Annotated in this window: 21 protein-coding genes, 1 tRNA gene and 2 pseudogenes; 11 read left to right on the top strand and 13 right to left on the bottom strand. The window is 71.9% G+C overall.

The genetic code is table 11. From position 1 onward, the window contains the following. The first annotated feature begins 418 nt into the window (after positions 1 to 418). Together ABZ861_RS21160 and ABZ861_RS21155 are read left to right on the top strand one after the other, a co-directional pair. Positions 419 to 1,291, top strand: coding sequence for a tetratricopeptide repeat protein (locus tag ABZ861_RS21160; protein ID WP_361632280.1), 873 nt, complete (start codon positions 419 to 421; stop codon positions 1,289 to 1,291). 296 nt (positions 1,292 to 1,587) lie between these two features. Next, positions 1,588 to 1,908, top strand: coding sequence for a hypothetical protein (locus ABZ861_RS21155; RefSeq protein WP_361632278.1), 321 nt, complete (start codon positions 1,588 to 1,590; stop codon positions 1,906 to 1,908). Between the two features lie 82 nt (positions 1,909 to 1,990). On the opposite strand, the gene ABZ861_RS21150 is transcribed toward ABZ861_RS21155, so the two are convergent. Beyond that, positions 1,991 to 2,932 (bottom strand): LysR family transcriptional regulator, encoded by a 942-nt coding sequence (locus ABZ861_RS21150; RefSeq protein WP_361632276.1) that lies wholly within the window; start codon positions 2,930 to 2,932, stop codon positions 1,991 to 1,993. Positions 2,933 to 3,060: 128 nt separating this feature from the next. Here ABZ861_RS21150 and ABZ861_RS21145 point away from each other — a divergent pair, with 128 nt between their 5' ends. The 3 genes from ABZ861_RS21145 (at position 3,061) to ABZ861_RS21135 (ending at position 5,201) form a co-directional block, all read left to right on the top strand. Then, entirely contained in the window at positions 3,061 to 3,990 is a 930-nt protein-coding gene (locus ABZ861_RS21145) for an NAD-dependent epimerase/dehydratase family protein (RefSeq protein WP_361632274.1), read from the top strand. Positions 3,991 to 4,044: 54 nt separating this feature from the next. After that, positions 4,045 to 4,587, top strand: coding sequence for a dinucleotide-binding protein (locus ABZ861_RS21140; RefSeq protein ID WP_361632272.1), 543 nt, complete (start codon positions 4,045 to 4,047; stop codon positions 4,585 to 4,587). 110 nt (positions 4,588 to 4,697) lie between these two features. Beyond that, the gene (locus tag ABZ861_RS21135; RefSeq protein ID WP_361632270.1) at positions 4,698 to 5,201 is read left to right on the top strand and encodes an SRPBCC domain-containing protein; all 504 of its coding nucleotides are present in this window, start codon (positions 4,698 to 4,700) and stop codon (positions 5,199 to 5,201) included. Positions 5,202 to 5,272: 71 nt separating this feature from the next. Here the strand turns inward: ABZ861_RS21135 and ABZ861_RS21130 are convergent, their stop codons facing one another. The 3 genes from ABZ861_RS21130 to ABZ861_RS21120 all read right to left on the bottom strand — a co-directional run bounded on the left by ABZ861_RS21130 (position 5,273) and on the right by ABZ861_RS21120 (position 7,685). Further along, positions 5,273 to 5,773, bottom strand: coding sequence for an SRPBCC domain-containing protein (locus ABZ861_RS21130; protein WP_361632268.1), 501 nt, complete (start codon positions 5,771 to 5,773; stop codon positions 5,273 to 5,275). A gap of 355 nt (positions 5,774 to 6,128) precedes the next feature. After that, entirely contained in the window at positions 6,129 to 7,376 is a 1,248-nt protein-coding gene (locus ABZ861_RS21125) for an MFS transporter (RefSeq protein ID WP_361632266.1), read from the bottom strand. 235 nt (positions 7,377 to 7,611) lie between these two features. Beyond that, positions 7,612 to 7,685 (bottom strand) — tRNA-Pro (locus tag ABZ861_RS21120). A gap of 310 nt (positions 7,686 to 7,995) precedes the next feature. On the opposite strand from ABZ861_RS21120, the gene ABZ861_RS21115 reads away from it, so the two are divergent. Both ABZ861_RS21115 and ABZ861_RS21110 read left to right on the top strand, forming a co-directional pair. Beyond that, positions 7,996 to 8,403, top strand: a complete 408-nt coding sequence (locus ABZ861_RS21115; protein ID WP_361632264.1) for an SH3 domain-containing protein — start codon at positions 7,996 to 7,998, stop codon at positions 8,401 to 8,403. 214 nt (positions 8,404 to 8,617) lie between these two features. Further along, complete coding sequence (locus ABZ861_RS21110; RefSeq protein ID WP_361632262.1) at positions 8,618 to 9,469, top strand: DUF2690 domain-containing protein; 852 nt, start codon at positions 8,618 to 8,620, stop codon at positions 9,467 to 9,469. Between the two features lie 280 nt (positions 9,470 to 9,749). Here the strand turns inward: ABZ861_RS21110 and ABZ861_RS21105 are convergent, their stop codons facing one another. Next, positions 9,750 to 10,262, bottom strand: a complete 513-nt coding sequence (locus tag ABZ861_RS21105) for a hypothetical protein (protein WP_361632260.1) — start codon at positions 10,260 to 10,262, stop codon at positions 9,750 to 9,752. 282 nt (positions 10,263 to 10,544) lie between these two features. Between ABZ861_RS21105 and ABZ861_RS21100 the strand changes: the two are divergent. Continuing rightward, positions 10,545 to 10,858 (top strand): annotated as a pseudogene (locus tag ABZ861_RS21100) (hypothetical protein); the annotation flags it as partial. Here ABZ861_RS21100 and ABZ861_RS21095 read toward each other — a convergent pair. From ABZ861_RS21095 to ABZ861_RS21075, 5 genes are all read right to left on the bottom strand, one after another. Further along, positions 10,771 to 11,385, bottom strand: a complete 615-nt coding sequence (locus ABZ861_RS21095) for a GPP34 family phosphoprotein (RefSeq protein WP_361632258.1) — start codon at positions 11,383 to 11,385, stop codon at positions 10,771 to 10,773. The pseudogene ABZ861_RS21100 and the gene ABZ861_RS21095 overlap by 88 nt on opposite strands. 135 nt (positions 11,386 to 11,520) lie before the next feature. Next, positions 11,521 to 12,423, bottom strand: a complete 903-nt coding sequence (locus tag ABZ861_RS21090; protein WP_361632256.1) for a sugar phosphate isomerase/epimerase — start codon at positions 12,421 to 12,423, stop codon at positions 11,521 to 11,523. A gap of 1 nt (position 12,424) precedes the next feature. Continuing rightward, entirely contained in the window at positions 12,425 to 13,360 is a 936-nt protein-coding gene (locus tag ABZ861_RS21085) for an ATP-binding cassette domain-containing protein (RefSeq protein ID WP_361632500.1), read from the bottom strand. Positions 13,361 to 13,632: 272 nt separating this feature from the next. After that, positions 13,633 to 14,721, bottom strand: coding sequence for an ABC transporter permease (locus ABZ861_RS21080; RefSeq protein ID WP_361632254.1), 1,089 nt, complete (start codon positions 14,719 to 14,721; stop codon positions 13,633 to 13,635). After that, positions 14,718 to 15,725, bottom strand: coding sequence for a substrate-binding domain-containing protein (locus ABZ861_RS21075; RefSeq protein WP_361632252.1), 1,008 nt, complete (start codon positions 15,723 to 15,725; stop codon positions 14,718 to 14,720). Before ABZ861_RS21075 ends, ABZ861_RS21080 begins: the two co-directional genes overlap by 4 nt. Positions 15,726 to 16,056: 331 nt before the next feature. Here ABZ861_RS21075 and iolB point away from each other — a divergent pair, with 331 nt between their 5' ends. After that, on the top strand, positions 16,057 to 16,977 hold the full coding sequence (gene iolB, locus ABZ861_RS21070; protein ID WP_361632250.1) for a 5-deoxy-glucuronate isomerase: 921 nt from the start codon (positions 16,057 to 16,059) through the stop codon (positions 16,975 to 16,977). Beyond that, the gene (gene iolD / locus ABZ861_RS21065; protein ID WP_361632248.1) at positions 16,974 to 18,878 is read left to right on the top strand and encodes a 3D-(3,5/4)-trihydroxycyclohexane-1,2-dione acylhydrolase (decyclizing); all 1,905 of its coding nucleotides are present in this window, start codon (positions 16,974 to 16,976) and stop codon (positions 18,876 to 18,878) included. Before iolB ends, iolD begins: the two co-directional genes overlap by 4 nt. Before the next feature lie 292 nt (positions 18,879 to 19,170). Here the strand turns inward: iolD and ABZ861_RS21060 are convergent, their stop codons facing one another. After that, positions 19,171 to 19,344, bottom strand: coding sequence for a CsbD family protein (locus tag ABZ861_RS21060; RefSeq protein ID WP_361632246.1), 174 nt, complete (start codon positions 19,342 to 19,344; stop codon positions 19,171 to 19,173). Between the two features lie 237 nt (positions 19,345 to 19,581). On the opposite strand from ABZ861_RS21060, the gene ABZ861_RS21055 reads away from it, so the two are divergent. Beyond that, positions 19,582 to 19,752, top strand: coding sequence for a hydrophobic protein (locus ABZ861_RS21055; protein WP_361632244.1), 171 nt, complete (start codon positions 19,582 to 19,584; stop codon positions 19,750 to 19,752). A 292-nt stretch (positions 19,753 to 20,044) separates the two neighbouring features. Here ABZ861_RS21055 and ABZ861_RS21050 read toward each other — a convergent pair whose 3' ends face one another. Then, the gene (locus ABZ861_RS21050; RefSeq protein WP_361632242.1) at positions 20,045 to 21,307 is read right to left on the bottom strand and encodes a hypothetical protein; all 1,263 of its coding nucleotides are present in this window, start codon (positions 21,305 to 21,307) and stop codon (positions 20,045 to 20,047) included. 834 nt (positions 21,308 to 22,141) lie between these two features. Then, positions 22,142 to 22,939, bottom strand: a pseudogene (locus tag ABZ861_RS21045) (IS256 family transposase); the annotation flags it as partial. Positions 22,940 to 22,981: the final 42 nt, after the last annotated feature.

The raw sequence follows: 22,981 nt of genomic DNA, 5'->3' as shown, positions 1-22,981 counted from the left end.
GCGTGCCTGGCGTCAACGGCGCGACCGGTGCGACTGGCGCCACTGGTTTGACCGGCGACACCGGCCCGACCGGTCCGACCGGTCCGACCGGCGCCACCGGGCCGGCCGCGTAAGTAAGGCCCGCTGACCCTTTGAACAGCCTGTACCCCTCGCCTTGGGCGCGTGGTACAGGCTGTTCCTTTGTCCCTGGCGCGATCCGCCCGCACGCGGTGTTTCTCGGAGCTGCCGCCATAGCGTCAGCCGGCGTTCCGCCGCACCGCGCAGGCCCTCGATGACTGCGGGGCCGGGGGCGGCACGCTCCGGCGCGCACCGATTTCCCCACTCGGCAACGTCCATGACCCCCATTTGGATACAATCCTACCCTCTGGGCAGAATGTTCGAATCGCCGCCGCGTGGGGCCACGGAGGGCAACAGGACCATGACGACCGACCCCGACGCACCGTTCTCCTGGGCTGCCGAGCTCACTTCAGACGATGCTCCGCAACAGCCGGTCTTCTGGTTCGCGCTCGCGCAGACGCATGTGGAGAACGAGCGGCCCGATCTGGCGCTGGAAGCCCTCACCACCGCGATCGGTCTCGCTCCGGACCCCGCGGCCGAGGCGGGCGCCTCGTCTCACCCCGGCGCCTCCCGCCCCGACCTCGCCTCCCTCTACTCTCTGCGCGCCCGCGCCCACGACATGTCCGGCCGCCTGCGCGAAGCCATAGCCGACCTGTCCCAGGCCATCGAGTTCGGGCCGGACGACCACGAGGCGTACACCGATCGCGGGGTGCTGTGGCAGCGGACCGGCGCCATGGGCGCCGCCCTGCGGGACTTCGCGCGGGCGCTCGAACTCGAACCCCGTGACACGAAGGCCCGGTTCAACCGGGGCAATGTCTACGACGCGCTCGGTCTGCACGCGAAGGCGGTCGAGGAGTACGACGCGGCGATCGGGCTCGACGGCGCCTACGTGATGGCGTACGCGAACCGCGGCGCGACGTACGTGGCGTTGGGGCTGCTGCAGAAAGCCGCCGACGACTTCACCCATGCGATCCGGCTCATGCCCGGAGAGCTGATCCCGCGGCTCAACCGGGCGATGGTCCACTTCCGTATGCGTCGGTACGCCGAGGCCGTCGGCGACTTCGAGGAGGCGCTGGCGCTGCGGCCGCCACCGGACGGGGGGTACACCGAGCAGGCCGAATGCCTTCTGCGCATGGAGCGGCCGGACTTGGCGCTGGTGTTCCTCGACCTGGCCGCACGGGCGGGAAGCCGCGACGCGGCCGACCGGGCGGCCGCAATCCGGGCCGAGCGGTGAACCGAGAAGAAACCGGCCTCACGTGATAGCCGGCGCCGGCGCCCCGGCCGGAGGGCGGGTGCGAAGTCCGCCAGACGCCGTCGGCGGGCGGCGAGACACGGGCCCGCGCCCGCGCGGCGCCGCACCCGCTGACGCGCGACGAACTGGCCGACCTCCAGTGGTACCACGAGGACTCTCCGGCCGACGGCTGCGCGCGGGAGGGCGTCCGCGCCCTGGAGAGCGAACTCGCGCAGGCGCTGGACTGTTTCCCGGGCCCTCCACGCGCCCGGCTCGCCCTGCTCACCTTCTTCAGCGGCATGTTCACCGAGACCACCGTCCGCTGCCTCGGGGAGCGCGACCGGTCGTGGGCGGTCGAGGAAATCAAGGGCATCACGGCGCTCGACCTCGTCTCACTGCTCTGTGAGTTCGCCGAGTCGGGCTGGCTGAAGCCCCTGCCCGGCGGCTGCTTCGTGGCGCACCCCCTGCTGCCGTCGCTGATGCGGCCGCACTTCACCCGGCTCTACGGCCGCCGCACCGAGCGCGTGGTGCGCGCCGTCGTCGAAGTGAGGGCCGCACCTGACCGGCGTCAGAACCCGGGCGTCGCGACCTTCGGCTCGTCGGGGTCCGGCCTTCGCTGATACGACGGCCGCCGACGCCGCCCTGGGTCCACGATCGTGAGCGGTCTGGTCGTGCGCTGTGTCCGGCCGCGCGACGGCTCTCTCACGGGGACGCTGGTGACGGCCCGTCAGAGGGGTCGCCCGCGGTGAGCTGATTCCGTACGTGCCGGGGCACGCGCAGGCCGCGGCGGCGAAGGCCGTCGAGGAAACGTGCGAGCAGCGGGTCGGGTTCGGCGGTCGTCACCGCGACCAACTGCCTGACCCACCGTGGGGTGAACGAGCGCACCGCCCCCGGGAAGCCCTCGCTGACCGCGCTGACCGGGCCCACGGCGATTCCCAGGCCGGCCGCGGCGAGTTGGGGCGCCGCGGCCGTCACGGAGGTCCGCATCACCGTCTCCAGGTGGACCCCGGCGCGGGCCAGGGACTGGTCCAGCCAGACGCTGAGGCCGTTGTCGGATGCGAAGTGGACGAGCGGCGCGCCTTCGAGACTCTCCAGACGCACCGCAGGCTGCTCGGCCAGCGGGTGGTTGGCGGGGGCAGTCAGCACGATCTCCTCCTCGGCGATGGCCGTGATCGTGAAGTGGTCTGACGGGGCGCCGGGCACCAGGGCCACGTCCACTTCGTCGGAGTCGACGAGACCGAGCACCTCGTCCATCGACGTGGATTCGCGCAGGGTGATCGCCACCTGGGGGTGCTGGCGGCGCCACTCGCAGATCACCGGGGCGAGCAGGGGCACGCTCAGGCTCTGCGCACAGGCCAGCCGCAGCATCCCCCCGGCGGCCTGACCGGCCGCACGTGCCGACCTCACCGCGGAGGAGGCCGCATCGAGCGCCCGTCGGGCGTCGGCGAGCGCGGCACGCCCCGCGGGGGTGAGCTTCACCCCCCGGGGTTCGCGGCGCAGCAGGACCGTCCGGGTCTCGCGCTCCAGCGAGGCGATCTGATGGGAGACGGCGGGCTGCGAGGAATGCAGCAGCAGTGCGGCCTGAGTGATCGATCCGGTGTCCGCGACGGCGACGAGACACTCCAGCGCGCGAAGAGAAACCATCTGCTCAATTTATCGCAGGCCTTCGAAAGATGAATCTTCCCGAGGGAAGCCCGGGGGAACCCGGATCGCTGTACCGGACAGCATCTCGTCGCATTAGGCGCGAGGGCGCACACGGGAAGGCGAATTCCATGGCACAGACCTTCGTCACGGGCGGTTCGGGGTTCATCGGTCAGGTGCTGGTGCGGCGGCTGCTGAGCGAGGGCCACACGGTCCGTGTTCTGGTCAGAAGCGAGGCGTCGGCCGCGAAGGTGTCGGCGTTGGGCGCGGAGCCCGTGCGGGGCGAGCTGACCGAGCCTGCCACGTGGAGCGACAGGGTGACGGGCAGCGACGTGGTGTTCCATCTGGCCGCCGAGACGGACATCACCGCTGATCGCGAGCGTCACGAGGCGGTGTCGGTGCACGGCACCCGGGCAGTGGTCGAAGCGGCGCGCGACGCGGGCGTTCCGCGGTTCGTGCACTGCGGGAGCGAAGCGGCGCTGCTGGCAGGCGAACCGCTGGTGGACGTCGACGAGAGCGCTCCGCTTCGGCCGGACTCCGAGGCCGCCTACTGCGCGACGAAGGCGGCCGCCGAGCGGATCGTGCTGGACGCGAACGCCCCCGGCTTCGCCACGGTCTCCGTCCGCCCGCGGTTCGTCTGGGGTCCGGGCAGCATCCTCACCGAGGGCCTGGCAGCGGCGGCGAAGGCGGGTCAGTTCGCCTGGATCGAGGGCGGCCGGCACACGACCGACGTCACCTACGTGGACAACGCGGTCGAGGGCCTCGTGCTCGGGTGGACGCACGGCCGGCCGGGACAGGCGTACTTCGTCACCGACCAGCACCGGGTCGTCCTGCGCGAATTCCTGGAGACGCTGTTCGGGATCTACCGCGTCGACGCGCCGATCCCCGACCTGGACGCCGAGGCCGCCGCCCGCGAGATCCCCGTACCCGCCCGGTGGTTCCTCGGCCAGGACTGCATCCTGCGGACGGACAAGGCCGCGGCCGAACTCGGATACAAGCCCGTCGTCTCCTACGACGCCGGTCTGGACGCCGTCAGGGACTCGGTGGCCGACAGCGCGTGAATCGCGACGCACGCACCAGATGAAGAGAAGACGTCAGACGAAAGGCGGATCACAATGAGGATCGTCACGATCGGAAGAGGAATGATCGGCGGGGGGCTGGCCGGCCTGTGGCGGGCGGCGGGCCACGACGTCGAGGAACTCGGCCGTGACGGCGGGGACGCCTCACACGCGGACGTCGTCCTGGTGGCCGTTCCCGGCGACAAGATATCCGACGCCCTGAGCAAGGTGACGGGGATCGAGGGGAAAATCGCCATTGACGCGACTAACATCATGCCCGCGCGTCAGGGCGATTTCCCGTCGTACGCGGAAGAGGTGAAGTCCTTCACCCACGCTCCGGTCGCCAAGAGTTTCAACATGAACTTCGCGGAACTGTTCGACGCGGTGCACGAGCAGCGGGTGCGCCCGAGCAACTGGTACGTCTCGGACGAGGGGGCCCGCGAGGTCACCGAGCAGCTCATCCGTGACGCCGGCTACGACCCGGTGCGCGTCGGGGACCTCTCACGAGCCCGTGACTTCGAAGACGCGGTCTGGCTACTCATGGGCGTTCAGCCGACCGGCGGCGTCTTCTACCGGTTCGCCGTCCCGGGCGAACTCTGACCGAACGCCATGGGCCCGGAACGGCGCCCGGCGGTCGGCATGCCACCGGTCACCGGGCGCGCTCGGCCGCCAGTGACTCGCAATTGAAAAACCACGAAAGAGAATCGACCGTGTATGACAAGGTAAAATGGCCCGAGCGGTACGACCCCAAGACGTCGGCGATCTACGCGCTCAACGACATCGACGTGAAAGCGTCGCCCGAAGTGGTGTGGAGGCTGCTCGTCGAGGCCGAGAACTGGTCCAGCTACTTTCCTCCGGAAGACCAGGTCAAAATCCTCGGCGGTGAGCCGGAACTGGCGCTCGGAACCAAGTTCAGCCGGGTGACGGTCGGCTTCCCGATGGCTTTGAACGTGACGGAGTACGAGCCGTTCAGCAGGCTGGCGTGGGAGACGGCAGTCGACGGGGACGACACCGGTTCGAGCGCGTATCACGGCTGGGTGATCACGCCCACGGACGATGGTTGTCACGTGCTCAGCGAAGAGACCCAGCAGGGTCCCTTCTTCCTTGAGGAACTGGGACGCAAGGATCCCGGTGCGCTCTACCGCTACCACCAGGACTGGGTCGAACGCCTCGGCCGCGCGGCAGAGGCAGAGGCGGCCAAGCCCGCGGACTGAGAGCGGACCATGCGTAGGGGCCCGTCAGCTTGTCGACGGGCCCCTACGCTGTGCGCACCGCACGGATCGCTTCAAGGGCGCTGGGCGGACGCCTCGCGCTGCACCGCCACTGCGGAGAGGTCGGCGAGGAGCTGCTCGTGGGTGCGCCAGAACGCGTCAGGCGCCTGTTTCGCCAGCTCGATCCAGAGAGGGCCCTGCATGGTCTCCTCGGTCCACAGGTGGCACCCGTCAGGCAACGGAGTGATGATCCATGCGTGGTAAGCCCGAGAGGCCGGGTCGGATTTCGGACCGCCGCCCCAGGCTATGCGCGTGAACGGTTCGCACTCCTCGACGCGGGCACGCACGTACTGGCCGGCCAGGTTGGTCTCGAACTGCGTGCCCAGTCGCAGTGCGTCGTGCCCCTCCGGCAACTGCACGTGCTCGACTCCGGGATAGAAGCCGGGCCAGGCCGAAGGGTCGACGAGCAGGGCCCAGACAGTCTCGGGAGAGGCGGCCGTCACCAGCTCGTTCGTGAAATGGATCGGGGACTTGCTGGGAGTCATGGATTCAGGCCAGCGTATGGCTTCGAACATGTCAGCCTCCTCCGGCGGGACACGAGGAATGCGGAACTGCCCGGCCTCGGAACAATCCATTGATCCGCATGCAGACCCGGCCACCTGTCGTCGGCTGCCGCTTCCCCCATCCGAGTCACGCGAAATCAGGGGCGGAAACACCGCGAGTCGATCACCTTTCGAATGGCCGCCATAAAAAGCCTGCATACTTTGTCGGAGATGCGCCCGGCGTCTCCGGGAAATCCAAAATTCGAGCACGCGAAACGCTCGGCCGCGCAGGTCGGCCGAGCGTCTGCGTCACGTGCTCACCGTCTGATCGGCACGACAGCGTGTCACGATGATCTTGAGACGCCGCCCGTGAGCGCGCTCGACGGATTCAGGCGCGCTGTGGCCAGCGCGGAAATGCGCGTTCCCTGCCCGCGACGGCCGGGATCGCCGCGGCGATCAGGAGCCCCAGGGCGACCCATGGAAGGGAGGCGACACCGAGCCCTCCGAGCAGGAGGCCGCCGAAGACGCCTCCGGCCGCGATGCTAAGATTGAAGACGGTCACGACGATGGACTGGACCCCGTCCGTGCCGGCCGCCCGGACGCTGGCCGTGAGGAAGAGGGTCGCGGAGCCGCCGAACCCGAAGCCCCACGCGGCGGCGCCCAGGTACAGGATCACGGGGCTCACCTCGACGAACCCGAGGACGAGAGCGCTGGCCCCAACGATGAGCGTGCTCGCCACAGTCAAGCGGCGGTGGTGCGGGTCGATGTGTTTTCCCGTGGCCAAGATGCTGAGCAGCGCTGTGACGCCGAATACCAGAAGCACCAGTTCGATCTGACCGCCGCCGACACCCGCGGATTCCGTCAGCGGACCGATGTACGTGTAGAGGATGTTGTGGGCGACCATGTATCCGGCCACGACGAAGAGAATCAGACGTACGCCGGGCGTGCGGAGAATGGTCCGGACAGGAACATGCCCGCCCTCCGGACGACCGGGGATATTGGGCAGCGAGGTGTACGCCCAGGCGATCAGGGCGATGCCCGCGGCCGCGGTGGCGCCGAAGGTCGCATGCCACCCGGCCGCGTTTCCCAGAAGGGTTCCCGCCGGAAGGCCGAGCGAGAGGGCGACGGGTATGCCTGCCATCGCCAGGGTGATCGCCTTGCCCTGGAGTTTCGGGGGAGCGATCCGGGCCGCGTAGCCGCCGATGTTCGACCAGACCAGTCCCGCTCCGACGCCGCCGACGAAACGGGCGACGAGGATGACCGTGAAGCTGCTCATGAATGCGGCGACGGCGTTCGCCAGAACGAAGGCGGCCAAGCCGGAGACGATCACCGTGCGCCGCCCCCAGTTCTTCAGCAGAGCGTTGAGCGGGATCGCGGTGAGAGCCGTCGCGAGTGCGTACACGGTGATGGTCTGGCCGACTACGGATTCCGACAGCCCGAGACTTTTGGACATTTCAGGAAGCAGACCGGCGGGAACCGTCTCATTCAGGATTCCCAGGAATCCGGCTGCGAACAACGCCAGCAGGCCGGGCAGGGGAAGCCTTGTTCTTTCGCGAACAGGGATTGCTTGGCGGGTCGCCGACGACATGGTTGAGCCTTCCGAAGAATGGACGATGAACTTGCCGTCGTGGCTCAACCTGACTGCTGGGGCGGCGATTCCCGAAATTCGGGCACCGCGACCTTCGATTCTTTTGGGGCTGGCATCTATTGATTCGATGGCCGTCGCCGTCGCCCCGCGCGCGTTGCCAAGCCTGGTCGTCGGGCCCCGTTGATCTCGGTCAAGGACGCCGTTCCCCGACCGGTCCCCAAAAATGATCAAGGGCCGGTTTCGGATGCCTCCGAAACCGGCCCTGATCTGCGACTGTCTCCAGTCGGGACGACAGGATTTGAACCTGCGACCCCTTGACCCCCAGTCAAGTGCGCTACCAAACTGCGCCACGTCCCGTCGCGCTCACATGCGGTGACCCGGGCGAACGCGTGAGTCAACACTACCGCACCGCTCGGGCCGCCTCCGACGGGGACTCGCCTCCGTCGTCGGCGGCTTTCGGACGGCGAGATCCGGGGCCCGGCCGGCGTCCCTCGGGGCCCGGCGCGCCACCGGACGCCCCAGTCCCCCCAAGCCCTGGGACGGACCCGCCGTCCCTGGGACGCGACCGGGACGCGGGGACGGCATCGGCGGGGCGCGGCGCGGAAACGCTGGGCCTCGTCAGGTGATCACAGCACGTGGTCACGGCAACGACAGCCCGGAGGTTTCCATGATCCGACGGACCCTCACCGGCGGCCTGCTGGCCGCCGTCACGGCCCTCGCGCTCGTCCCGAGCGCCGACGCGGCCACTGCCGCGCCCGCTCCGCGCCTCGCCGCGTCCGCGACCGCGGCGCAGGCGCCCGTCCCGGCGGGCGCCGGCCTCTCCCACAGGCACCGCCGCCCGCACTACCCGGTCGGACGGGTGGTCACCCGCGGCGCCTGGCTGAGCGTCCACTCCGGACCCGGCGCCGGATACCGGGTGATCGGCTACCGGCGGTCGGGCAGCCTGGTCGGGCTCGCGTGCCGTACCTACGGGTCCTGGGCGCACGGCGCCCACCAGTGGTACCGGCTCGCACACGTGCGCGGCTACGTCTCGGCGCGCTACGTGCGGTTCCGCGGCGCCCTTCCGTGGTGCTGACGCCTGCCCGGCAGCGCACCGCCCGCTGCGGCGGGGCCCGTCGCGGGAACCACGCGTTCCCGCGACGGGCCCCGCCGCGTGGACCCACCGGCGCGCCGCGTCCGGCTCACCTTCCTCACACCCACGACATGTGTGGCGCCGCCCTCGACCAGGGAATCCATTGCACCAACCGGGGCGAAACGCCCAGAGCGGGAGTGGAGTCGGGAGCAGCACCATGCCCTTTCCCTTGCAGGCGGCGCCGCAGTCAGCGCAGCAGGCGGCGCCGTCGACCAGGCCGCTGGCCGCGGCCCTCAGCGAGCTGAGGAGCCGTACGGGCCTGAGCCTGGCGGCTCTCGCCGCGCGCACCCCCTACAGCAAGTCCGCCTGGCACCGGTACCTGACCGGGGCGAAGCGACCGCCTCGCTCAGCCGTGGAAGCACTCGCCAGGCTTGCAGACGCCGACCCTGCGCCCGCGCTGGCCCTGTGGGACGCAGCGGACGAGACCACCGCCGCGTCGGCAGACGTCGACCGGGCCGACGTCCAGCCGTCCGGCGCGGAGCCGTCCCCCGCCGAGCCGGGCGGCGCCGAGCCGGGCGATCCGGTCGCCGCGCGCACACGGCGGCAGGCGTTGGCGCCGACGCTCGCGCTGCTGGCCTCGGTCGCCCTCGTCGTCGCGGCCCTCGCCGCCTCCTCGCTCGGCGGCGCATCGGCCGCCCGGCGCGTGTCCGTCTCCCCGAGGTGTCAGGTCCACTCCTGCCAGGGCGGGTTGCCCGGCGCCTCGGTCTGCGCGGCGGACGCGCGGACCGAGAGCGCCGCGCGCGACGCGGCGTACACCGTGCGGCTGCGCTGGTCGCCGTCCTGCCGCGTCGCCTGGTCGCAGGTGGCGGTGCGCGGCGGGGGCGCGCGGAAGATCTCGGTGCGGACGCGGACCGACGTCCTCTCGGCCCGGTACTCCGCCGGTGACGCCCGCGGCGACACCAGTCCGATGCTCGCCGTCCGCTCGCCGCGCGGCGTGGAGGCGTGCGCCGAGGTGCGGGGCGAGGTCGCGTGCACGGGGCTGGACGAGGATGCGGGAGAGGACGACTGAGGCGCCCCGGGCGCGGGGCCGCAGCGGCGGGCCTGGTCGGGCCGGGGGCCTGGACAGGCCGGGGGCGTGAACGGGTCGCGGGCTTGGGCAGGGCGGGGCGTGGACAGGCCGGGGGCGTGAACGGGTCGCGGGCTTGGGCAGCGCGGGGCGTGGACAGGCCGGGGCGTGGACAGGCCGGGGCGTGAACGGGTCGCGGGCATGGGCAAGCGGGGCGTGGACAGGGCGGGAGCCGTGGCGCCGTCGCCCAGCCGGGCGGAGACCTCGTCCGGCCCGCGGGCCGTCACTTGATGAGCGCGTTGGCCACGACCACGATCAGGCCGAGCAGCGCGTCCGTGGCGCCGCCGACCAGCGCTGCGGGCCAGCGGCGCCCCGCCCACCGGGCGGAGATCAGGCCCAGCCCGAACAGCATGCCGATGTTGAAGGCGAACGCCGGGTACTCCACGCTGCGCGCGGGCCACCAGCCCCAGCCCGCGCCCGCGAGGATCAGGACGCTGGGCAGCATGGCCACGACCAGCGGCCATTCGGCGGCCAGCGCGCGCACGGCCTGCCCGCGCCGGTGCGGTTCCCGCTCGGCGATGAAGTGGGCGTAGCCGTGCGCCAGGGCGGAGGCGAAGGCGGTCACCAGCAGCCAGACGGCGTCGTAGCGCCGGCTGGCCCGTGACTCGTGCCCGGCCACGCTGAGCGCGGCGACCATGGCGCTGGCCACCACGGCGCCGTACACACCGCCGAACAGCAGCGGCGCGCGGGCGTCGTGCGCGGTCCGCCGGGGAGCGGCCGTCGTGGGCTGCGCCATGGGCCGTCTCCCTCGCGGGCGGATGCGGACGGGTCGCCTCTACGATCACCCGGCCCGTCCGCGCCCGCCACTTCGCGGTGCGCCGCCGGGGAGGGGACGGCGCGTCCGGGCGCCTGCGCCGTCCCCGCGCACACTGTGCAGGCCGTGCAGGCAGGACGTCGCCCGGCCCGGCGGGAGTCCGGACCCTGAGCCCGGCCGACGCTGAGCGAGGCGCCCTCGGGATCGCTCCAGGATCAGGCCGCTTGTCGAACAGCCGCCACACCGGCCGGGGTTACGACGACGGACTCCGTGGCCGTGAGCCTGGACGACGGACTGCGGCTGCGTTCGGCCGCACCCGGCGTGGGCTCTCCCCACGGCGGCCGCACGCTTTCTTCGGGGATCGGTTCGCCGCCGCCTACCGTGCCGAACTCACCGCGTTCACTCAGGTCGTGGCCGGACAACTGCCCTCGCCCTGCACGCTGGAGGCGGGCCCTCCCCCGCGCGGCGCCCACCGGCCGGGAGACGCCTGTTACGCGCCCCGCCACACGTTGGCGAAAGCCGCGTCCTCGATGGCCTTGCGCTGCCGTACGGCCTCCAGTTCCATCACCGCGTCGTGAACGGCGGCGAGCAGGGTGAGGACGGCGTCGTCGGTGACGGAGGGATCCGCGGGGTCGGCGGCGGTCGGCTCGTCGCGGATTCCGACGGCCGCGGCCAGCGCGAGCAGGACCGGTTCGTCCGCCGCCCAGCGGTGGGCCGCCCGGCGCCGCTCCTCGGTGTCGCCGAGCACGGTGCGCCCGCCGCGGAACGGCAGCCAGCGGTTGCGCTCCCAGGAGACGTGCCCGTCCCGCTCCAGCGCGGTCAGGTAGACGGACGCCAGCCCGCGGCCGCGCCGCCAGAGCCAGTCCTCCAGCCTCTCGTACGGCGCCTCGCGCACCACCAGGGACGCGGCCTCGGCCAGCAGCCGATCGTCGGCCACCGGCTGCCTGCGGGGCACGAGGCGGTCGCCTGTCAGGCCGATCGCCTCCCCGCGCAGCAGGTCGTACGCCTCGGCCCCGGCCAGCGCGAGCGAGAGGTCGCCGCGCTCCAGGGGCCGGCTGGGGGCCTCCCCCAGGGCCACGATCATCAGGTCCCGCGCTGTGCTCATGAGACTCCTCGCCGGAGGGCGTACCCGGCGCCGCGCCAGTGGACCGCCGGCGCGGACCGCGGCGGCGGCGTGTCCGTACCCGCCCGACTGTAGCGCGGCAGGGCGGCGAGGGACGGGGGACCCCCAGGGGGGAGATCACGCTCCGCAGGAGCGCAGGAACCTCCGGGTGCGGGCGGCGATGGGCAGCGGCCGGTCCGGCGGGCACGGGTACATGTCCTGCTCGACGATCGCGAACAGGTCGACGCCGAGCCGCTGCGCCGCCGCCAGCACCGGCTCCAGGGCGGGGACGCCGGTGGGCGGTTCGCACATGACGCCGCGCCCCACCGCCGGTCCGAAGGGCACCTGGTGCGCCACCACGTCGGCGAGGATCTCGGGGTCGACCTGCTTGAGGTGGAGGTATCCGACGCGTTCGCCGTAGGTCTCGATCAGCCGGACGCTGTCGCCGCCGCAGTAGGCGTAGTGCCCGGTGTCCAGGCAGAGGCCGACCAGATCGGGGTCGGTCGCGTCGAGGAAGCGCTCGACGTGCGCCTCGGTGTCGAGGTGGGTGTCGGCGTGCGGGTGGACGACGATGTCGAGGCCATAGGCGTCCTTGACCTCGCGGCCGAGCCGTTCCATGCCCTGGGTGAGGCTGCCCCACTGCTCGGCGGTCAGCTCGGGCGGCTCCAGGATCTCGGCGGTCTTGTCGTCCCGCCAGAAGGAGGGGATGACGACGAGGTGCCGGGCGCCCATGGCCTGCGTGAGGGCGGCGACCTGGGCGACGTGCTCCCAGGTGGACTCCCACACCGAGGGCCCGCGGTGCAGGCCGGTGAAGACCGTGCCCGCCGACACCCTCAGCTCGCGCCGGGCCACCTCCTCGGCGAGCCGGGCGGGGTCGGTCGGCAGGTAGCCGTAGGGGCCCAGTTCGATCCAGGAGTAGCCGGCCTCGGCGACCTCGTCCAGGAATCGGCGCCAGGGGACCTGGCGGGGGTCGTCGGGGAACCACACGCCCCAGGAGTCGGGGGCCGAGCCGACCCGGATGCGGTCCAGGGAGGGGGGCATCTCAGGGGTTCCCTTCGGGGGTCGCCGGGGCCGTCCCGGGCGCTGGGACGGGGGCGGCGACGGGTGCGGGGGCGGCTGACTCCGGGGCCTCGGGCAGCGCGTCCACGTCGACGCCCCGGACCTGGGACAGCTCGTGCCGGAGCGCGGCGAGTTCGGCGCCGCCCGCCATGTGGTGGGCGAGGTCCTCGAGGCTGACCTCGCCGCGGGGCGCGCTCAGGTCGAGGGCGCCCAGACGCAGCACGCTGAAGTGGTCGCCGACCATGTAGGCGTGCTGGGGGTTGTGGGTGATGAAGACGACGCCGAGGCCGCGGTCGCGGGCGGCGGCGACGTACCTGAGAACCACGCCGGACTGCTTGACGCCGAGGGCGGCGGTCGGCTCGTCCAGGATGAGGACGCGGGCGCCGAAATGGACCGCGCGGGCGATGGCCACGCACTGGCGCTGGCCGCCGGAGAGGGTGCCGACCGGCTGCTCCAGGTCGTCCAGGACGATGCCCATGGAGCGCAGTTCCCGGTCCGCGACGTCCTTCATCCGGGCGATGTCCAGGCGGCGCAGCGGCCAGGCGCCCTTGGTCAGTTCGGAGCCGAGGAAGAAGTTGCGCCACACCGGCATCAGCGGGACGGTCGCAAGGTCCTGGTAGACGGCGGCGATGCCCTTGGCCAGGGCGTCGCGCGGGCTGGCGAACCGGACCGGCTCGCCGTCGACGAGGAACTCGCCCTCGGAATGCCGGTGCAGCCCGGAAATGATCTTGATGAGGGTGGACTTGCCTGCCCCGTTGTCACCGAGCACGCAGGTCACCGTGCCGGGACGCACGACGAGGTCGACGTCGTGCAGGGCGCGGACGGCGCCGTAGGACTTCCCGGCGCCGCGCAGTTCTACTAGGGGGCGGTCGCCGTCGGGTCCGCCGATGCCGGGGCGGTCGCCGCCGGGTCCGTCGATACCGGGGCGGTCGCCGTCGGGTCCGCCGATGTCGGGGCGGTCGCCGCCGGGTCCGTCGCCCCCAAGCCGGTCGCCGCCTGGCCGGTCGCCGGTGCGGGCCAGGTCGCCGGTGCGGGCCGGGTCGCCGATGTGAGCCGGGTCGCCGATGTAAGCCAGACCGCTGGCGCGCTCGGGGTCACTGGCGCGAGCCGAATCGCCGGCGTGAGCCGTGGCGCCGGCGCGAGCCGGATCGCCGGCGCGGGCAGCGTCGTCCGCCGGGGTCTCGTCGCTCGTCATGCCGGTCGCCTCCGAGTGGCCGTGCGCCGGACCCACAGATTGATCAGGACCGCGCCGAGCAGCATCGCGCCGAGGAACGCCTTGAACCAGTCGGGGTTCCAGCCGGCGTAGACGATGCCCTGGTTGACCATGCCGAACATGAAGGCGCCGAAGACGGGGCCGACGGCGGAGCCGTGGCCGCCGGTGAGCAGGCAGCCGCCGACGACGGCGGCGGCGATGTAGATCAGCTCCTGACCGACGCCCTCGCCGGACTGCACGGTGTCGAACGAGAAGAGCTGGTGCATGCCGACGAACCAGGCGCCGAAACCGACCAGCATGAACAGGGTGATCTTGGTGAAGGCCACCGGGACGCCGACCGCGCGGGCGCTGTCCTGGTCGCCGCCGACCGCGAAGACCCAGTTGCCGTACTGGGTGCGCAGCAGCACCCAGGCGGCGAGCGCGGCGAAGACCAGCCACCACACGACGGTGATCTTCACCTGGACCCCGCCGACGTGGAAGGACGAGGCGAACAGCGCACGGGCCTGGCCGAAGCCGTCCATGTCGCTGATGTCGTCGGTCGCCACGTTGCCGGTGACCAGCTTGGTGACGGCCAGGTTGACGCCCTGGAGGATCAGGAAGGCGCCGAGGGTGACGAGGAAGCTCGGCAGCCCGGTCTTCACCAGCATCCAGCCGTTGAGCGCGCCGACGCCCAGCGAGAGCGCCAGGGCGAGGACCACGCCGGTCCACACGTTCAGGGTGAGCTGGTAGCTGAACATGCTCGCGGTGAGCGCCGAGGTGACCACCGCGACGCCGGCGGACAGGTCGAACTCGCCGCCGATCATCAGCAGCGCCACGGGCAGCGCCATGATGCCGATGGTCGACGACTGGTAGAGGATCGTCGCCATCGAGCCGCCCTGGCGGACCGAGGGCGCCGCGACGAGGAAGAAGACGAACACGGCGGCGGCGCCGAGGAAGACGCCGGTCTCGGGGCGGGCGAGCAGGCGGAGCGCCGGGGAGCGCCGCGCGGCCTGGCCTTCGCCCGGTCCGCCGCCGGGCGCGGGCGGCCCTGCGGACGGCGGCGCGGCCTGCCGGGTCGTGCCGCTCACCGGGTGCCCTGGGCGGCGAACCGGGCGACCTTGTCGACGTTCGTCTTGTCGACGAAGGCCGGGCCGGTGAGCACGGGCTGCACTCCGCCGCCGCTGTAGTCGCCGTTGGTCCGGTACAGCCACAGGGAGTCGACGGCCAGATAGCCCTGGAGGTAGGGCTGCTGGTCGACGGCGAACTGGACGTCGCCCTTGCGCACGGAGGCGGCGAGTTGCCTGCTGAGGTCGAAGGTGGCGACCTTGGCGCCGCTGCCCGCGTCGTCCACGGACTGCACGGCGGCCAGGGCGAACGGGGCGCCCAGGGTGACGACGTGGTCGACGCGGGTGTCCTGCTTGAGCTTGGCGGTGATCGTCGCCTTCACGGACGGCATGTCGGCGCCGTTGACGTACAGGTTCTCGACGGCGCCCTTGAACGTCTTCCGCATCCCGTCGCAGCGCTGGGTCAGGCCCACGTTGCCCTGCTCCTGGATCACGCAGACCGCCCGCTTGGCGCCGACCGCGTTGAGCTTGTCGCCGAACGCCTGCCCGGCCACGGTCTCGTCCTGCCCGAAGAACTCCAGCAGTCCGAGCCTCTTCCATTCGCTGAGACCGGAGTTGAGGCCCACGACGGGGATGCCGGCGCTCTGGGCCTTGCCGACCACGCCTTTGAGGGCGTCCGGTTTGGCGAGGGTGACCGCGATGCCGTCGACTTTCTGGTCGATCGCGTTCTGCACCAGGCTGGCCTGGTTGCCGGCGTTGGGGTCGGCGGCGTAGACGAGCTTGACGTTGTCCTTGGCGGCGGCGGCCTCGGCGCCCTTGCGGACGATGTCCCAGAAGGTGTCTCCGGGCGCCTGGTGGGTGACCAGGGCGACCGTCATCCGGGGCGTGGCGGCCCGGCCCGCGGGGGCGCCCCCTCCCCCTTCCTCGGCCTTCTTCCCGCCCGAGCCGCTGGAGCAGCCGGCGAGGGCCAGGGCCGCCGCGGCGGCCAGGACGGCGAGCAGTCTGCGCGGGCGGGAGGAGCGGTCCATCTATCCAGCACCTCACTGTGCGGCGGAGGGGAAGGCGGGCGAGGGAGCGCTGTGCGTCGGCGGTGCGTGCGGAAAGGGGGCGTGTGCGGAAAGCGGCACGGACGGGGCGTGTGCGGAAAGCGGCAGGGATGGGGCGTGTGCGGGAAGGCGCGCGGGCGCGGTGCGTGAGGCGCGCGGTGTGCGGGGGCAAGAGGTCTGTGCGGTCGGTGAGAGGAGCGCTGTGCGTGCGGATTCCTACCCGCGGCGCCGGGGCGTATCCCTCTCGGCGCCGCGGCTGATGATCGCGGCGGGCAGCTCGTCGGCCCGTCCGCGCCGTGCCGAGGAGGCGTCGATGACCAGTCCGTACCATCTCCCCGCGGGGACGGCCGTCCGCGGCCCCTACGCGGTGGACGTGTCGCCGCGGTCCGCGGGATGGGCCTACTCCAGCCTGCGCGTGCTGCGGCTGCCGCCGGGCGGCGCGCACGCCTTCGACTCCGGGGACAGCGAGTGGATCGTGCTGCCGCTCAGCGGCGGCTGCACGGTCGCCGCCGCGGACGACTTCGGCCGCGAGACGTTCGAACTGACTGGCCGTGAGAGTGTGTTCACCGGGGTCAGCGATTTCGCGTACGTGCCGCGGGACGCCCGCGTGAGCGTCTCGTCCCCGGGCGGCGGCCGGTTCGCGCTGGCCGGGGCCCGGTGCGCCCGCCGCCTGCCGGCCCGTCACGGGCCCGGCGCCGCCGTGCCGGTGGAACTGCGCGGCGGCGGCGCCTGCTCCCGCCAGGTCAACAACTTCGCCGCTGCCGACGTCTTCGCGTGCGACCGGCTCATCGCCGTCGAAGTGCTCACGCCGGGCGGCAACTGGTCGTCGTACCCGCCGCACAAGCACGACGAGCACCGCCCGGGGCGGGAGTCGGTCCTGGAGGAGGTCTACTACTTCGAGTTCGCCGCCCACGACGGCGTGCCCGGCCTCGGCTACCAGCGGGTCTCCCCGTCCGGCCGGGGCCGGAACACGGACGTGCTGGCCGAGGTGCGCGACGGTGACGCGGTGCTGATCCCGGACGGCTGGCACGGGCCGTCGATGGCCGCGCCCGGCCACTGCATGTACTACCTCAACGTCATGGCCGGACCTGGTCCCGAGCGCGCCTGGCTGATCCGCGACCACCCCGACCACGCCTGGATCCGCGACGCCTGGCCCGGCCAGCCCGCCGATCCACGGCTCCCCCTCTACACCGCTCCGCGCGCCGCCGACCCGTCCGAGCGAGGTCACCGATGAACCGGCCGCCCGCGCCCTCCCCCGCCGCCCCCTCCGAGGGCACGGTCCGGCTGACCGCGGCCCAGGCGCTGGTACGGTTCCTCGCCGCCCAGCACACCGAGCGGGACGGCGAGCGGCAACGGCTGATCGCCGGGGTCTGGGGCGTCTTCGGACACGGCAACGTGGCGGGCGTCGGCCAGGCGCTCGTCGAGTACGGCGACCTGATGCCGTACCACCAAGGCCGCAACGAGCAGGCGATGGTGCACGCGGCGGTGGGCTTCGCCCGCCACCGCGGCCGGCTGTCCACGCAGGCCGTCACCACGTCCATCGGGCCCGGCGCCACCAACCTCGTCACCGGCGCCGCGCTGGCCACCGTCAACCGGCTCCCGGTGCTCCTGCTGCCCGGCGACTACCTCGCCGGACACGCCGCCGACCCGCTCCTTCAGCAACTGGAGCATCCCGTCGAGGCCGACGTGTCGGTCAACGACGCCCTGCGCCCGGTCTCCCGCTACTTCGACCGGATCAGCCGCGCCGAGGCCCTGATCCCCTCCGCGCTGAACGCGATGCGGGTCCTCACAGACCCGGCCGCGACCGGCGCGGTCACCCTGGCGCTCCCGCAGGACGTGCAGGCGGAGGCGTACGACTGGCCGCGGGAGTTCTTCGCCGACCGCGTCTGGCGGGTGCGCAGGCCCGCTCCCGACCCGGCCGAACTCGCCGCCGCCGCGGAAGCGGTCAGGGCGGCCTCGCGTCCGCTGATCATCGCCGGCGGCGGCGTCCGGCACAGCGCCGCCGAGGACGCGCTGCGCGCCCTCGTGGAGGCCACCGGCATCCCGGTCGCCTCCACCCAGGCGGGCAAGGGCTCGCTGCGCCACGACCACCCGGCCGACCTCGGCGGCATCGGGCACACCGGCGCCGCGGCCGCCGACGACGCCGCTCGCGCCGCCGACCTGGTGATCGGCGTGGGCGCCCGGCACACCGACTTCACCACCGCCTCCGGCACCCTCTTCCAGAACCCCGCCGTCCGCTTCGTCAACCTCAACGTCACCGCGTCCGACGCGCACAAGCTGGCCGCCGCCCCCCTCGTCTGCGACGCGCGGGCCGGACTGCTCGCGCTCGCCGAAGCCCTGACCGGACACCGCGTCGACGCCTCCTACGAGGCCGCGTACCGGGACGGCAAACGGCGCTGGGAGCGGGTGGTCGAGGACGCCCTGCACGCCGTCGACGACGACGCCGTGCCGACCCAGACGCAGGTGCTGGGCGCGCTGGACGCGGTGGTCGGCGACGAGGACGTGGTGATCAACGCGGCCGGCTCGCTCCCGGGCGACCTGCACAAGCTGTGGCGGACCCGCTCGCCGCGCCAGTACCACGTGGAGTACGGCTACTCCTGCATGGGCTACGAGATCCCGGCCGCCGTGGGCGTCCAGCAGGCGGCGCCGGACACGCCCGTGTGGGCGCTCGTCGGCGACGGAACCTATCTGATGATGCCCACGGAGATCGTCACCGCCGTGCAGGAGGCGCTGCCGATCAACCTGGTCCTGGTGCAGAACCACGGATACGCGTCCATCGGCGGCCTCTCGGAGTCGGTGGGCGCCGAGCGCTTCGGCACCGCCTACCGCCACCGGGGCGCCGACGGCGCTTTCACCGGGGCGCCGCTCCCGGTCGACCTCGCCGCGAACGCCGGCAGCCTCGGCATGGAGGTGCTGCGCGCCAGGACCGTCGGCGAACTGCGCGAGGCGCTGCGCGCGGCCCGCGCCTCGGACCGCGCCACCTGCGTCTACGTGGAGACCGCCCCGGCCCCGACCGCCCCCGCGGCCCAGGCGTGGTGGGACGTCCCGGTGGCCGAGGTGTCCGCCCGCCCGGCGGCCGCCGAGGCCCGCGCGCGCTACGAGCGCGAGACGGCACAGCGACGCCGGTACCTGTGAGGCAGGCGCGTGGAGGGGGCGAGGCGGGCGCGTGGGGAGGAACGGGCGCGTGGCACGGCTGTCGGAGGTCGCGCGTCTACGCGGCGGAGGCCGTCCGCGGCGGCGCGCCGACATCCCCCGTCCCCGACGTCCCCTGTCGTTCCCCATCCCCGACGTCCACCGTCGTGCCCCAGCCCGACGTCCACCGTCGTACCCGACGTCCCCCGTCCCCGCGCGGTGAACGCAGAAGCACGGCGTGCGGCGGCCCCGTGGAGAGGGGGCTCGCCGCACGCCGTGCGACGCCTTGGCGGCTTCAGCGCTTGCCGGCGTCCTTGATCTTCTCCTTGGCCTGGCGGGCGTCGCCCTTGACCTGCTCGGCGCGGCCCTCGGCGGTCAGCCGCTCGTTGCCCACCGCGCGGCCGGCGGCCTCCTTGACCTTGCCAACAGCCTGCTCGGTCTTCGCCTTGGCCTTCTCGCTGGCGGTCATGACGCTCACCGTCCTCCTGTGTCGACATCGTCTGCTGAGAGAGCGTTTGACCGCTTTACAGGTCCGCAAACCTTCCGCGTCTCCGGTGAATGGGGCCGAACTCGTGAGGCATGGAGGGAGAAGTCCGGTGGGTTGACGCGCGGCGTGTGCGTTCCCGGGAAGTCGTGAAAGAAACTCGGTTTTCTTGTGCGTGTAAAGCAGGGGTAAGGGCATGCGGTGGCCAGGAGGTTGATAACAATGGTTCCCCTGCTTCTGGTTCTTCTTCTGGCTCTGGTCCTGTTCGGCGCGGGTTTCGCGCTGAAGGCGCTCTGGTGGATCGCGGTGATCGTCCTGATCGTGTGGGTCCTCGGCTTCATCGTGCGGCCCGCGGGCAGCGGCGGCCGCAAGGGTCGCTGGTACCGCTGGTAGTCACCACGCCTCACCGACGTCAGGCGGCGTTCGCCTGAGCCGACGGGGCGCAGCACAGCGGGAGGGCCCGGCCGATCATCGGCCGGGCCCTCCCGCTGTACTGCCCGCGAACCGAGCACGGGCAGTGACGCTCGCGGCCGTCAGGGCGCGATCGGGCGTACCGGACGCGCGGGCGGGTAGTCGAACGTCGTCGCCGGCCCCCGAGGGAAGCGCAGTGGGAACCCTGCACCTCCAGCCTCGGGGGCCGACGCATGCCCCGGTTCCCTCACGACCCCATGGAGGGCTTCGGCGATCAGGACCGTACGGACGTCTTCTTGAGGAAGGACTTCCAGCCGCCCTCCGGTCGCTGTCCCACGTTCAGTGTGCGGAGTGCGGCGAGCACCTCCGGCCTCTGCACGTCGAGCCAGTCGGCGAACTGGCGGAACGAGACCAGGCGGACGTCCTCGCCCTTCTCCCGCTGCTTCGCGATGTGCAGGAAGGCCGTCTCGACGGCGTCCATGTAGATGCCGCCGTTCCACTCCTCGAAGTGGTTGCCGACGAAGAAGGGCGCCCTGTTCGACCTGAACGCCCGCTCGAAGCCGGACACGTAGGCTCGCGTGGCCTGGTCGCGCCAGCCCGGGTAGTTGTGGGAGGGCGCCTTGGTCGATTTATGGGACTGGTTGGCGAGCATGTTGTAGTCCATCGACAGGACCTCGAAGGAGTGCCCGGGGAACGGTATCTTCTGCAACGGCAGGTCCCACAGGCCGCCCCGCTTGCCGGGCCAGACCTGACGGCCACCGGGCGAGGAGGCGTCGTAGCGCCAGCCGAGCTGGCGGGCGGCGGGCAGCAGGGCGTCCTGGCCGAGCAGGCAGGGCGTGCGGGCGCCGACGAGTTCCTTCTCGTAGTCGAAGGGCAGCGGCGGCAGGTCGTGCCAGCCGGTGTGGGTGCGCCACTGCTTCACGAAGGACTTCGCCTGGTCGATCTCGCTGTGCCACTGCCGGGCGGTCCAGTTGCCGACGCTGCCGTGGCCGGTGCAGAAGTGCCCGTTGAAGTGGGTGCCGATCTCGTGGCCCTCCAGCCAGGCGCGGCGGACGCAGGCGAGCGTGGCCCGGATGTGGGTGTCGGAGAGGTAGCCGATCTCGGAGGCGCCGCGGGGATTGCCCGGCGGGTCGTACTGGCGCCTCTTCGACTCGGGCAGCAGGTAGAGCCCGGAGAGGAAGAAGGTCATCCCGGCGCCGTGCTCCTTGGCCAGGTCGAGGAAGCGCGGGAAGAGCCCGTTGCCGACCTCCCCGGCGCCGTCCCAGGAGAAGACGACGAACTGCGGCGGCGTCTGGCCGGGCTCCAGCGGCACCGGCTTGGCCGGCTGGTGGGGCTGCTTGCCCGTGTAGGCCGTGGAGCCGTCGCCTATGGACCGGAAGGACGGCTTGGCCCCGGCCGGGGGCGCCGGCCGGGGGCCGGGAACGTCGGCGACCGGCGCCGAGTGGGACGACGCGTGGGCGGTGGTGCCTACCAGCCCGGCGACGGCGGCGGCGCCTGCGCCGGCTTTGAGCATCTGTCTGCGGGTGAACACGGACATCGCAACCTCGTTCCTCGTGCCTTCAGCGGTGCCCCCCTCCGGCTGGAGAGTACGTGAGGTTGAAATATCAAACTAAGAGGTTGCGACGGTGACGGTTGTCACCATTGAGGCAGATGACCCGATTTCCCCGCACCTGGGCTGCGGCAGCGACCCTCGACCGGCCCCTGACCAGGGCTCCCGGCCGCTCGCGACCGGCCGCTGCCCGGCTCTCGACTGGTCCCCCAGGAACGATCAAGGGCTGGTTTCGAATGCCTCCGAAACCGGCCCTGACCTGCGACTGTCTCCAGTCGGGACGACAGGATTCGAACCTGCGCCCCCTTGACCCCCAGGAGTGGGGGTCATCCCTTTTGTCTGCACATACAGCTAGAGATTTGGGAGCGTGACGCGCGGCGACGTGCGTGCCGTTCAGGTGTGCGGACACCGTGTGGTCCCCGACTGGTCCCCATAGGGCACGTTCCGTTGGCCAGCGATCGCCGCGACAGCAAGGCCGACACCGCGCAACGGTGACTCATCCGACAGTCGTGTCTGTTGGACGAGGGTGGAGCGGCCGGGCTCTCGGAATCCGGCCGTATCCGGGACGTGGGAATGGGGGTGAGGTGGCGAGGTCGGTGAGGTGTCGCCTCAGTGGGCGGGCACACGGAGACAGGTGAAGTCCACGTGGTGAGGACACCGAGGAGGTCTTCGCCCGCGATGGCAACGGCGTCCACCCCGGCACCGGGATGGACGCGGAAGGCGACTCGATCGGCGTCGGCGTCCAGGAAGGTCAGGCTCTGGTCGGGGCGGACGACGAGTGCGAGGCGGCGGCCATGCACGGTCAGCAGCCGGAGGATCAAGTTTATGCACCCAGCACCGCTGGTGGCGGGTCTCGGGGAACACCTCGTTCAACGCGTTCCAGAAGCCGAGCGCCCCGTCGCCGACGGCCAGGACGGGGGCCAGCATGCCCCTGCGGGCACAATCCCGCAGTAGTCCCGCCCACGCCTCGGACGACTCGCGGTAGCCGTCGGTCATCGCGATCAGCTCTTCGGTGCCGTCGGCCCGCACGCCGACCACGACCAGGACAGCGGCCTTCGCCTCTTCCAGGCGTATGCGCAGGTGAACACCATCGGCCCAGACGTAGACGTAGTCCGTGGCGGACAGATCGCGGTTCGTGAACGCCTTGTGATCGGCCTGCCACTGCGCGGTCAGCCGCGTGATCGTCGCGGGCGACAGGCTGGCGGAGGAGCCGAGGAACTGCTCCAGCGCCGGCACGAAGTCTCCGGACGACAGGCCGTGCAAGGAGAGCAGTGGCAGCACCTCGCTGATCTTCGGGGATTCACGGGCCCAGGGCGGCAGGATCGCCGAGGAGAACCGCTTGCGCTCGCCGGTGGCCTCGTCGACGCGCTTGTCGTTGACCCGGGGCGCCTTTACCTCGATCGCCCCGGCCGCGGTCGTCACCTTCCGCGGCTGGTGGAAGCCGTTGCGCACGACCAGGCGCCGGCCGGAACCGTCTCGTTGATCAGCCAACTCGGCTATGCAGGAGTTGACTTATGCTTCCAGGGCAGCGGCCAGCATCCGCCTCGCGCCCTCGCGGACGATCTCGTCAATCAGGGAGTCGTATGGCGTCGTTCCGTCATCGTTGACTACCGTGGGCACGGGCGTGCCTTCCCGACCGACGCAGCGGACGTCGGCCTACTC

Source organism: Streptomyces sp. NPDC046985 (assembly GCF_040644415.1).
In the GTDB taxonomy this organism is placed as follows: domain Bacteria; phylum Actinomycetota; class Actinomycetes; order Streptomycetales; family Streptomycetaceae; genus Streptomyces.
This window is presented reverse-complemented; position numbering and strand designations above follow the sequence as displayed.

What these genes read in the sequence shown, in the direction of transcription:
- ABZ861_RS21160 (WP_361632280.1), top strand. Translation starts at nt 419, where the DNA reads ATGACGACCGACCCCGACGCACCGTTCTCCTGGGCTGCCGAGCTCACT.
- ABZ861_RS21155 (WP_361632278.1), top strand. Translation starts at nt 1,588, where the DNA reads ATGTTCACCGAGACCACCGTCCGCTGCCTCGGGGAGCGCGACCGGTCG.
- ABZ861_RS21150 (WP_361632276.1), bottom strand. Translation starts at nt 2,932, where the DNA reads ATGGTTTCTCTTCGCGCGCTGGAGTGTCTCGTCGCCGTCGCGGACACC.
- ABZ861_RS21145 (WP_361632274.1), top strand. Translation starts at nt 3,061, where the DNA reads ATGGCACAGACCTTCGTCACGGGCGGTTCGGGGTTCATCGGTCAGGTG.
- ABZ861_RS21140 (WP_361632272.1), top strand. Translation starts at nt 4,045, where the DNA reads ATGAGGATCGTCACGATCGGAAGAGGAATGATCGGCGGGGGGCTGGCC.
- ABZ861_RS21130 (WP_361632268.1), bottom strand. Translation starts at nt 5,773, where the DNA reads ATGTTCGAAGCCATACGCTGGCCTGAATCCATGACTCCCAGCAAGTCC.
- ABZ861_RS21115 (WP_361632264.1), top strand. Translation starts at nt 7,996, where the DNA reads ATGATCCGACGGACCCTCACCGGCGGCCTGCTGGCCGCCGTCACGGCC.
- ABZ861_RS21110 (WP_361632262.1), top strand. Translation starts at nt 8,618, where the DNA reads ATGCCCTTTCCCTTGCAGGCGGCGCCGCAGTCAGCGCAGCAGGCGGCG.
- ABZ861_RS21105 (WP_361632260.1), bottom strand. Translation starts at nt 10,262, where the DNA reads ATGGCGCAGCCCACGACGGCCGCTCCCCGGCGGACCGCGCACGACGCC.
- ABZ861_RS21095 (WP_361632258.1), bottom strand. Translation starts at nt 11,385, where the DNA reads ATGAGCACAGCGCGGGACCTGATGATCGTGGCCCTGGGGGAGGCCCCC.
- ABZ861_RS21090 (WP_361632256.1), bottom strand. Translation starts at nt 12,423, where the DNA reads ATGCCCCCCTCCCTGGACCGCATCCGGGTCGGCTCGGCCCCCGACTCC.
- ABZ861_RS21075 (WP_361632252.1), bottom strand. Translation starts at nt 15,725, where the DNA reads ATGGACCGCTCCTCCCGCCCGCGCAGACTGCTCGCCGTCCTGGCCGCC.
- iolB (WP_361632250.1), top strand. Translation starts at nt 16,057, where the DNA reads ATGACCAGTCCGTACCATCTCCCCGCGGGGACGGCCGTCCGCGGCCCC.
- iolD (WP_361632248.1), top strand. Translation starts at nt 16,974, where the DNA reads ATGAACCGGCCGCCCGCGCCCTCCCCCGCCGCCCCCTCCGAGGGCACG.
- ABZ861_RS21060 (WP_361632246.1), bottom strand. Translation starts at nt 19,344, where the DNA reads ATGACCGCCAGCGAGAAGGCCAAGGCGAAGACCGAGCAGGCTGTTGGC.
- ABZ861_RS21055 (WP_361632244.1), top strand. Translation starts at nt 19,582, where the DNA reads ATGGTTCCCCTGCTTCTGGTTCTTCTTCTGGCTCTGGTCCTGTTCGGC.
- ABZ861_RS21050 (WP_361632242.1), bottom strand. Translation starts at nt 21,307, where the DNA reads ATGTCCGTGTTCACCCGCAGACAGATGCTCAAAGCCGGCGCAGGCGCC.